The sequence below is a fragment of the Allobosea sp. 01N443 genome, from assembly GCF_056399325.1.
The window spans coordinates 1-9357 of sequence record NZ_JBFTRC010000211.1 but is presented as its reverse complement, the minus strand read 5'-3'; the positions used below and the strand labels follow the sequence as shown (position 1 = coordinate 9357).

Genomic DNA, 9357 nt, shown 5'->3' with positions numbered 1-9357 from the left:
GCCAGCGTCCTGCGGACGGCATACTGGATCACGCCCCGGGCGAGGCTGCTCTCCTGCCGCGCGAGATAGGCTGGCAGGAGGCGCATCAGCGAAATATTGAAACCCAGCGTGGAGCTGTAGGCGACCACGCTCGCGCAGGCGAAGGCGAAGGCATAGATGCCGTAGCTATGGGCGCCGATGACCCTGGCGGCGAGAAATTCGACGAGAAAGGCGAGAAAGGCCCCGATCAGATAGGGCAGCAGCGCACGCATGCTGGGGAGCGGAATGGCCCGCTGGGGAGCGGCGACACTCCCCGCTGCCACGATCGCGCCCCGAATCGGCACAGCGGGATGAGCCGGACCGGGGCGCGTTGCTGCACGGTCGGCTGCCGCTGCCGCGGCGGATGTGCCGATCGGGGCGCGAACCGGGCGCCTCGCCAGGACCTCCTCGACGGCTGCGTCCAGCGCGCTGCCGAGCGTCGCCTCGTCGTGAAAGGTGAGCGAGATCACCGGCGTCTCGTGCTCATGCAAGAGGCCGTCGGCGCGAGCGATGACGGGCGCCGCGGCGTGGCTCATTCCGAAATCCGTTTCGGGCGTCTCCGAGGGGGCATCGATGCAGATGATCAGATCGGCCTTTGGCACCTGTTCGAGGGCTGCTTCCAGGGTAGCCGCGCTCAGGGCCCAACTATGCGTGGCGAGCAGGCAGACGGTTTGAACGAAGCCTTGTTCGAAGATCACGATCTGGTCCGACCGGGCCGCCTCCGACCAGGCATGGCTCAGGCTCGCATTATAGTTGCGCAGGACGCCGAACCAGGCCGCATTGGCCGGCGGCAGCATGGCGAGGATATCGAAGCCGGGCCAGAAACCGAGCCTGCGACTGAGCGGGAGGACCGCTGCCGCGGCCCATTTGCCAATGCCGCGGTAGACATGCCCGGTGGTTTGGCCCGGGGGGTCGCGGGCCGGATCCCCTGTCGCGGGCCAGTGGCCCTGAATGATCTCGGCAGTCTGGCCGCTCTCGCGGAGCCTCTCGCACAATTCGCTGGCAAAGCTTGCTCTGCTGGCACCGGTGGCGCCGAAAAGATCAATGATCATAGGCCGATACCCTTGCATTGAGAGGCAGTGCCACTGCATTGGGGGCCGGGCGCACTCCGGCGTGTTGACACTCTGCTCCCGTGATTGCCGTCGTTCTGCGGCGATGGCGGCTCCACCCTGACGAAGCAGGGAGACCGTGCAGCAGGCGACCCCGCAGGCCTCCCACGATCGGCGTCGGTTGTTCGTCGCGCATCGGATCAACCCTGTCTTCGGCGGCCGGCTGCGGGATTGACCTCAACCGGCTACGCCTGGGGCGCGGCCAGTTCATCCTTCGAATGAACGAAGCCGGCGTCGATTGCGCCATGGCGGCGCCTCGGCGCAGGGGCCGGAACGGGCGGCCGGACAGCCAGGAAATGCCGGGTCATCCTTCGTTCGGAGGATGCCGAGCGCCTGCCCGGCGCGTACCAGAGATAAGCTTGGCTCGCTCGGGCGCAGCTGACTTTTGAAACCGAAGCCCCGAGCGGGAGGAGTCCTCGTTTCTTGTGCGACCTGGACGCCGACCGTGGGCGCCTCGGCTCCAGATCCTCGCATGCGTCTCGATGACCGGATGGTCGCATGAGGCGAGAGCTCGGGCTTAGCGGCAACCGAGCCTCGGTGGGTACRCAGGATGCCGGCTCGGGCGCCCCGCCTGCCCTGTTGTCAGGAGCGTTCCAACAGCTTCCGACGCCTGGAGCGGGTGACAAGCCCCCAAGCATCCGCAGGCGAGAAGCCATCGGCGATTCACCCTGGGAGATTGCGATGCCGGTCGTTCAAATGCGTCCATTCAGCTATGATATCTGTGATCACTCAACGGCGGCCGAGGTCGAGCGCATCAAATCCGCCTATGCGAAATATGCGGAGAGAGATCGCGGAAACCCGGACAGGGAGAGACGCCCCGGGCGCCTGCGCATGGTGCGCGATCGCGATGTCGCCCTGTACAGGTTGCTCGATCGGGAGGCTGCCCCTCCCCTCAAGCAATATCGTGTCCTGGACCTGGGCTGCGGGACGGGGGATCTGGTCCRCCGTCTGCAGCGCTACGGTTTTCCCAACGACCGCCTGTTCGGGATCGACCTGCTTCCGGAAGCCCTCGCGACCGCCAGACGAAAATGCCCGGACGTGTCGTTCACGGAAGCCAATGCGGAGAATGTACCGTTTCCCGACCAGCATTTCGATTTCATCCTGGTCTTCACGATGTTCTCCTCGATTCTGAGCCCCCTCATGGCCAGGAACGTGGCGCGCGAGATCAATCGCGTCCTGACCCCGAACGGGGTGATCATCTGGTATGACATGCGCTATCCCAATCCCTGGAACCGCAATGTCAGGGCCATGACACGGCGCCACATCCAGGACCTGTTTCCCGAGTTCGAGAGTGAACTGGCCTCGAAAACGCTGATTCCCCCCATTGCCTACCGTCTCGGCGCTCTCACCGACCCGCTCTATCCGGCGCTGACATTCTTCCCCGCCTTTCGATCGCACTATTTCGGCATGCTGCAACGGGCGTCTGCCGCCGTGGCCGAACCTGGGGACACCGTGTCCTCGCCATTGCGCCCGACCGAGCTCAAATCGGGACGGAGCGCTTCCGTCTGACGCCGATGAGCTTGTGCATGGGCTCGCGGGGAAACCGCGGGCCTCCTTGCGTTTTCCCGCCTGTCGAAGCTGAAGTTGCGTGGCGCGGGCGCTGCCAGGGCCCGATGGTGGGGCCCGGACAGYGACAGCACTCCGAGTGAAATCCGGGATGTCGCGGGCGACAGCCTCGACGACAGGGCCGGTGATCGCGGCGACCTCCACCCCTGCCGGCAGCTTAGGTCACCCCAGCCAATGCCGATCCCCCGCCCCGGCGCCTGAGCTACAGTATCKGCCCGGGAACCGGGTTGCGGTTTTCGGCAAAGCCGGTGAACTCACAGAGGGTTGGATCATCGGACGGAAAGCGGGATATCCGATCGGATAGACTAATGTGAGAGCGCCGCATAACCACGTGCTGCGGGCTCCTCAGCGACAACGCGCGATGGGCGCATCCTGGCCTGCACCTCGGCGGTGATCCGGTCGATCGACAGATTGCAGCTCGGGGCATCGATGCTGCTGATCCGGATCATGGGGAGCGCGCGTGCGCTGACCATGTCGGAGATCAGGTCGACATGGTCGACGTGGTCCAGGCTGCCTTGCAGGTCGATTTCGAGGTAGCGTTGAAGCGGGCCGATCTTCCGCCAGCGATCCCGAAGGCGCTCCTCCAGGAGGGGGCGTGGCGCCTCAAAGCGGACGAGCAGGTCCGGCTTCGGCACGATGTCGAGCGCGCGTCCGACAGGGTCGCGGTCGGTTATGCCGCTGAGCAGGATGAGCGAGGCCACCGCCTGCACCATGCCCTGATCGAAGATCGTGATCGCATCGGAGGCTTGCGCCGCCGTCCATTCGTGATGGAGCAGGGCCAGGTGCCAATACAGACGAATGAACCAAAGCCGGTCCTTCGGTGGCAGGATCCGGAAGAGCTCCGCGACGCCAGCGGCCGGACCGGCGGACCTGAGCAGCTTGACGCTGGCCAGACATTTGAGAATGCCGCGCCTCAGCGGATGGGCTCGCACACCGATCCGAGGGTTTACGACATAGCCGAGGCCGCGCAGATGGGCGGTCAGGGCGGAAACCATCGTCGTCTTTCCGGCGCCGGAAGGCCCAAACATCTCCAGGATCATCGCGAGCCTCTCCGTCTTGCCTGGGCGCCCGGGAACCGAGCACTGACTTCAGGGCATTTGGCTGCGCCATGGTCCCCGCGCCTGGCCATTCCCGCCCGTGCGTGCATTCCATGGATCGACGGCATTTCGCCTGCCCCTCCCCACCCAGGCCCGACGCAGATCGGCTTCGGCCCCAGACGGAATCCGGCCATTCCCTTGCTGCCTGGCCTCGCCGAAGCGGCGCTTGAGGCAGCCTTGGGAAACTAGGAAGGAGCCTTGCGAACGTCATCCTCCGTTCGAAGGATGAGGCTCAAGCCCCTGCCTCCCGGGCAGGATCGAGGCGGCGCGGTCGCGGGAAAGGATGCGCGAGGGTGCGCTGTCTCCGGCGGACTGGCCGGCCGGCGGCGGCGCCTCGGCTGGGCCGCCTGCCTGGCCGGGAGGACGGCTGCGTGGCCGCCAGGATCATCGGCCGGAGCGGATCCTGTGCCGGGATGGGTGGCAGCGGCGCGATGTCGCCCGCTTCCCTGGCAGGCGGCCTGCGGCGTCAGGCCGCGAGACGCATCTTCTCCAGGCGCGAGAAGACCTGCGCGACATCCGCCGCGGGGGTCGGTGGCCCGAAATAATAGCCCTGCACCTCGGTGCAGCCCACCGCCATGACCGCCTCCAGCTGTTCCCGTGTTTCGACGCCCTCGGCGGTGGTCGTCATGTTCAGGCTCTGCCCGAGATGGGCGATCGAGGTGACGATGGCGCGGCAATCCTCCTGCACATGCATGTCTTTGACGAACGACCGGTCGATCTTGATCTTGTCGAAGGGAAAGCTTCTGAGGTAGCTGAGCGAGGAGAAGCCGGTGCCGAAATCGTCCATGCAGGTGCGGATGCCGAAGCGGCGCAACTGGTGCAGCACGGCGAGCGTGGCATCGCTGTCCTGAAGCAGCACGGATTCGGTTATCTCGAGTTCGAGCCGATGAGCCGGCAGCTGGCTGCCAGCCAGCGCACTGAACACGATCTGGGCGAAGTCGTCGTTGCGGAGCTGGACGGCCGACAGATTGACCGATACCCGGGTGCCGTTCGGCCATTGCGCCGCATCGGCACAGGCGCGCCGCAGCACCCACTCACCTATCGTCACGATAAGCCCGGTCTCCTCGGCGACCGGGATGAATTCTGCTGGGGAGATCGCCCCCCGGACCGGGTGGGTCCAGCGCAGCAGCGCCTCGAAACTGACGATCTCCATCCGCTTCAGATTGACGATGGGCTGGTAGTAGACCTCCAGTTCGTTTTCCTGGAGCGCCCGACGGAGCGCATCTTCCAGCGCGCGCCGCGCGTCGATCTGCTCTTCCATGGGGGCCTCATAGAAACAGTAGGTCCCCCGCCCGGTATTCTTCGCCGCGTACATCGCCATGTCGGCATGGCGCAGCAGCGAATCGCAATCGCTACCATCCTTGATGGCCATCGCGATGCCGACGCAGGTCCCGATCCTGATGTCGCGACCGGCAATGCGGAAAGGCTGCCCCATGCGTTCGACGATGCGGGAGGCGATCCGGCGAAGCTCGTCGAGATCGGGGTACCCGCGACACAGGACAGCGAATTCATCGCCGCCGAAGCGAGAGACGATATCGCTGCCGCGGACCGCCTTCTTCAATCGGACGCTGACGGATTTCAGCAGCGCGTCGCCCAGTTCGTGACCGAGCGTGTCATTGACGGTCTTGAAACGATCGAGGTCGAGATAGAGCACGGCGAAACTGCCGGCCTCGCCGTGATGAAGTTCGAGCGCGCGCTCCAGATGTTCGCGAAACTGGGCGCGGTTCGGCAAATCCGTCAGCGCATCATGATGCGCCATATAGGCAATGCGCTCCTCCGAGCGCCGGCGCTCGGTCACGTCCTCATAGGTCGCAACCCAGCCGCCATCCGGCATCGGCTGCTGCGAGACGGAGCAGACCGTGCCGGCGGCCAGCTCGAACGAGAACGTCGCCGATCGCGGTCCCGACGCAATGGCCTTCTGATGGGCGAGCAGGGCAGCGAAGCGCTCGTCAGCCACGGTCGTAAGACTCGCCCCCGGCTTGGTGCTCGACGCCGGCAGCTCGAACATCTGGCGAAAGCGCTCGTTGCAGACGATCAGGCGGTGTTCGCCGTCGACCAGCAGCAATCCCTGCGACATGTTGTTCAAGGCCGCATCGAAGCGCTGGTTCTGGGTCCGCAATTCGATGTCGCGCAGCACCAGCATCTCGTTCTGATTCTTCAGGCTGTCGTTCTTGCTGGAAATGTCCTCATTAGCGCGTTCGAGTTCGCCCTTCGCGTCCTTCAGCCCGTCGGTCAGCACATGCATCTCGCGATGGGCATGATTGAGCAGCCGGTTGCGAAAATGAAGCAGCAGGACCAGGCCAAGCGACATCAGCACGAGCGTCACGATGATGCCCGAGAAGAACCAGTGCAGGCTCAGAAGCTCACGTTGATCGCCATCGACCTGATCGCCGGAAATGCGGTTGGCCGCCGCTGCAAGGCTCGACATCTTCTGGTCGAGCGGCGCCAGTCGCGCACGGATCCGCGCGGCATTCTCTGGGTTGAGATGGTCGACCCAGGGTTCGATCTCGGCCAGGGCCTGGCGGAATTCATCGACGGTCGCGCGCCTGTCGGCACCTTGATTGACGAACTCCTCGAACTCGCCGGAGCTGAGCAGGCTGAGGCGGTTGAGCAGGATCTGATAGCGCAGCGCCACCTCGTCGGCGTCGACCTTGCTGGACGGAATGCTGAAGCTGGCGACGCGCTCCTGGAAGCGCTGGAGCTCGACGACGGACTGGCTCGCAAGCCAGGTTACATTGTAACGCGCCGTCTGTCGGATCAGATTCTGCTGCTCGACGATAAGACTTGATACATACAATGCAGACAAAACGAGGCCGACAAGAACGGCCCCGAGAAAGGTTTCTATCTTCCGCATCTTCAGCATGAGTTAATCCCGGCAGATTCTCCCACAGATGCTAGACAGTTGCCATTATCTACCCTCTCCCTAGCGGACAATCAACTTTGAAACCTGCCAGGCCGAGCGGCTGTAGAACTTCTGGCTGCGCAACTCAGGGTTGCTGTCATAGGGATAGACGATGAACAGCGGCCCCTTGTCCCGGATCGGCATGTATTCAGCGTTGCGCTTCAGCGCCAGGATGACGTTGTACTTCGCGAAGTCCTCGAGCGGTATTTCTGTCGTATAGTCGTTGAGTGCGATCGCTTGAACGGTGTCGCCCTTGGCGCCGACCGACTTCATCAGTTTATCGAGGGAGATGCCCTCGAACTTCTGCGGTCCGGAGTACCACGGGGTATTGGTTTCGATTGTCATGAGGCCCATCGCCTCGAGCGCGGCGCGATCGAACTGTGCGGAATCCCCGCTATTGGTCACGGAGATCTTTCCGGATATCGTCAGGATGACCTTGTCCGTCGGAGCGGCCAAGGTCTGGGCGCTGACTGTCCCGGCCATGAGCAGACCAATGGACGAGATCGCGCCCAGGGTGATTCCACGTCGCAATGTGTCTATAGACATGAGGGGCTCCCGATCGGTCCAAGCTCGAAATCCTACGAGCCGGCCATTAAAAACCTCTAAAGCGGAACTCGGTTAAATTATTGATATACTTACACAAGAACCCCGCGAATTCCTCTGCGATTTTGACGTACTAACCCGACCCACGTGCGACCCCTACCGCCCACGAAGGCATCTGGATGCAACATGTCACGAGCGAATAGCCTATCGAATTCAGCCCGCCTCGGAAACCACGCGGTCGAGGGCTACCTGGACAAGACCGAGCGGGCGGACATGCGGGCCGCGGCTGCGAAGAAGATCGAAGAGCTGTTCGATATTCTGCAGATCGACCACCAGAACGATCATAACACGCGCGATACACCGGCGCGGGTCGCCAAGATGTTCGTCGAGGAACTCCTGCACGGCCGCTATAACCCGCCGCCGAAGATCACCGAGTTCGACAATGCCACGAGCTATGACCAGCTGATCGTCACCGGCCCGATCGATGTCCGCTCGACCTGCGCCCATCACCTGATGCCGATCTATGGCGTGGCCTTCATCGGCGTCCTGCCGTCACCGGAAGGCAAGATCATCGGCCTGTCGAAATATGATCGCATCATCCAGCATTTCGCAGCCCGCCTCCAGATTCAGGAAGAGCTGGTCAAGCAGATCGAGCAGCATATCGTCGAGACCACCAATCCCCGCGGCCTGGCGGTGAGGATCAGCGCCGTCCACATGTGCAAGACTCATCGCGGCGTTCGGGCCAGTCATGCCAGCCGCATGGTGAACAGCTCATTCTACGGCGAATTCGCCACAAACGATTCATACAAGGCCGAATTCCTGCAGGAATGCACATCCCTGGAACGCCGGTAGGGACCCGAATCAATGGATAGCGTGGTAATGATGCAGGACCACAGGCCTTCGCGAATCGTTCACCGGGACGTCTATCGGTCGACCAAGACCTATGACTTCGTCGAAGGCTTGTCCTGCTGCTTCCGGCAATGGCGCGCAACGCATTCGCATTGCAGCCTGGTTCACGGCTATGCGCTGTCCTTCAAATTCATCTTCGCCACCCACGAGCTCGACGAGCGCAACTGGTGCTTCGATTTCGGCGGGATGAAGGAGATCAAGACCTGGTTGAAGCACATGTTCGACCACACGATGATCGTCGCGGCCGACGACCCGCATCTCGACGCGTTCCAGGGGCTGGCCGACAAGGGCCTTGTCGACCTGCGGATCATGCCCGCAGTCGGCTGCGAGGCGACAGCGCGCTACACGTTCGACCATGTTGCGGCCTGGCTTGCCAATCAGATCGGCGAGCGTGTCTGGCTGGAATCGGTCGAGGTCCGCGAGCATGACGGAAACTCGGCGATCTTCGAGCGTCGGCAGGGCTAACGGCTGACGCTTCAAAACCGGCGCTCCATTCGCAGGCCAGATCGCGGCCCGACCTACCGGCTTTCAGGCCAATCCGGAGGATCGGCTCCGGCGAATTTCCGGGGGAAGCGGGGCAGATCCGTCACTGGAGGCGCAGACGGTTCAGCCCCGACGTCGCATCCTGATCGGCGATGCGGGCTGCCGCCGATCGCAACGGCACATTCAGCGCAGGCCATGTGAGGATTGCCCCCTCCGCGCGACACAAGTCACAGCAGGTCGTGGATGCCGGATCGGGACCGAACCCGGTATGCTGTCGACCGGATGATCGCGGCATGGTCATTCCTTGCCGGATTCAGCGGTCAAAGCGTCCGATTCTGCCTAGACCTCCAGTTGAACCGAGATCATGATGGGCGGTCCCCCGGGTGGGAGCGCAGTTTTTTCGCAGCGATGTACCGGTCTCTTCAAGGCAGCGGGAGTTTGCTATGGCGAAACTCGGTCGCAGCGCCCTCGCCGGCGCGAGCCTTCTCACCCCGGTCTGCCTGCCGGCACTGGCTCAGCAAGTCACTGGCACCCTAGGTTCGCCAAGCGCGACGACGACGCTTAACGGAAAGCAGTTGCCGCCCCCCGATCCGAGATTCGGCGGAGTGATCAACCAGAAGGCTTCCGAATCGAAGGCTTGGTGGGCGCCAAGCATCGTGCCGCCAAAGGGCGCGCCCAACGTGCTGCTCATCATGACCGACGATGTCGGCTTCGGTGCGCCGGGCACCTT

The 9357-nt window shown here is 63.4% G+C and carries 7 protein-coding genes and 1 pseudogene; 4 read left to right on the top strand and 4 right to left on the bottom strand.

Annotation, left to right across the window (positions count from 1 at the left end):
* The coding region (locus AC1DRP_RS31445; protein ID WP_476770549.1) for an oligosaccharide flippase family protein at positions 1-1070 on the bottom strand (1070 nt) is incomplete at its 3' end.
* A gap of 738 nt (positions 1071-1808) precedes the next feature.
* Between AC1DRP_RS31445 and AC1DRP_RS31440 the strand changes: the two genes are divergently transcribed.
* Complete coding sequence (locus AC1DRP_RS31440; protein WP_476770548.1) at positions 1809-2636, top strand: class I SAM-dependent methyltransferase; 828 nt, start codon at positions 1809-1811, stop codon at positions 2634-2636.
* A 362-nt stretch (positions 2637-2998) separates the two neighbouring features.
* On the opposite strand, the gene AC1DRP_RS31435 is transcribed toward AC1DRP_RS31440, so the two are convergent.
* The 3 genes from AC1DRP_RS31435 to AC1DRP_RS31425 all read right to left on the bottom strand — a co-directional run bounded on the left by AC1DRP_RS31435 (position 2999) and on the right by AC1DRP_RS31425 (position 7175).
* Positions 2999-3733, bottom strand: a complete 735-nt coding sequence (locus AC1DRP_RS31435; RefSeq protein WP_476770547.1) for a hypothetical protein — start codon at positions 3731-3733, stop codon at positions 2999-3001.
* Between the two features lie 523 nt (positions 3734-4256).
* Positions 4257-6653: a putative bifunctional diguanylate cyclase/phosphodiesterase gene (locus AC1DRP_RS31430; RefSeq protein ID WP_441508228.1), complete on the bottom strand. Its 2397-nt coding sequence runs from the start codon at positions 6651-6653 to the stop codon at positions 4257-4259.
* A gap of 60 nt (positions 6654-6713) precedes the next feature.
* Complete coding sequence (locus AC1DRP_RS31425; RefSeq protein ID WP_441508234.1) at positions 6714-7175, bottom strand: putative pterin-binding protein; 462 nt, start codon at positions 7173-7175, stop codon at positions 6714-6716.
* 246 nt (positions 7176-7421) lie between these two features.
* Between AC1DRP_RS31425 and folE the strand changes: the two genes are divergently transcribed.
* The 3 genes and pseudogenes from folE to AC1DRP_RS31410 form a co-directional block, all read left to right on the top strand.
* Positions 7422-8087, top strand: a complete 666-nt coding sequence (folE, locus tag AC1DRP_RS31420; protein ID WP_441508229.1) for a GTP cyclohydrolase I — start codon at positions 7422-7424, stop codon at positions 8085-8087.
* 12 nt (positions 8088-8099) lie between these two features.
* Complete coding sequence (locus AC1DRP_RS31415) at positions 8100-8609, top strand: 6-pyruvoyl trahydropterin synthase family protein (protein ID WP_441508230.1); 510 nt, start codon at positions 8100-8102, stop codon at positions 8607-8609.
* 461 nt (positions 8610-9070) lie between these two features.
* Positions 9071-9357, top strand: a pseudogene (locus AC1DRP_RS31410) (arylsulfatase); the annotation flags it as partial.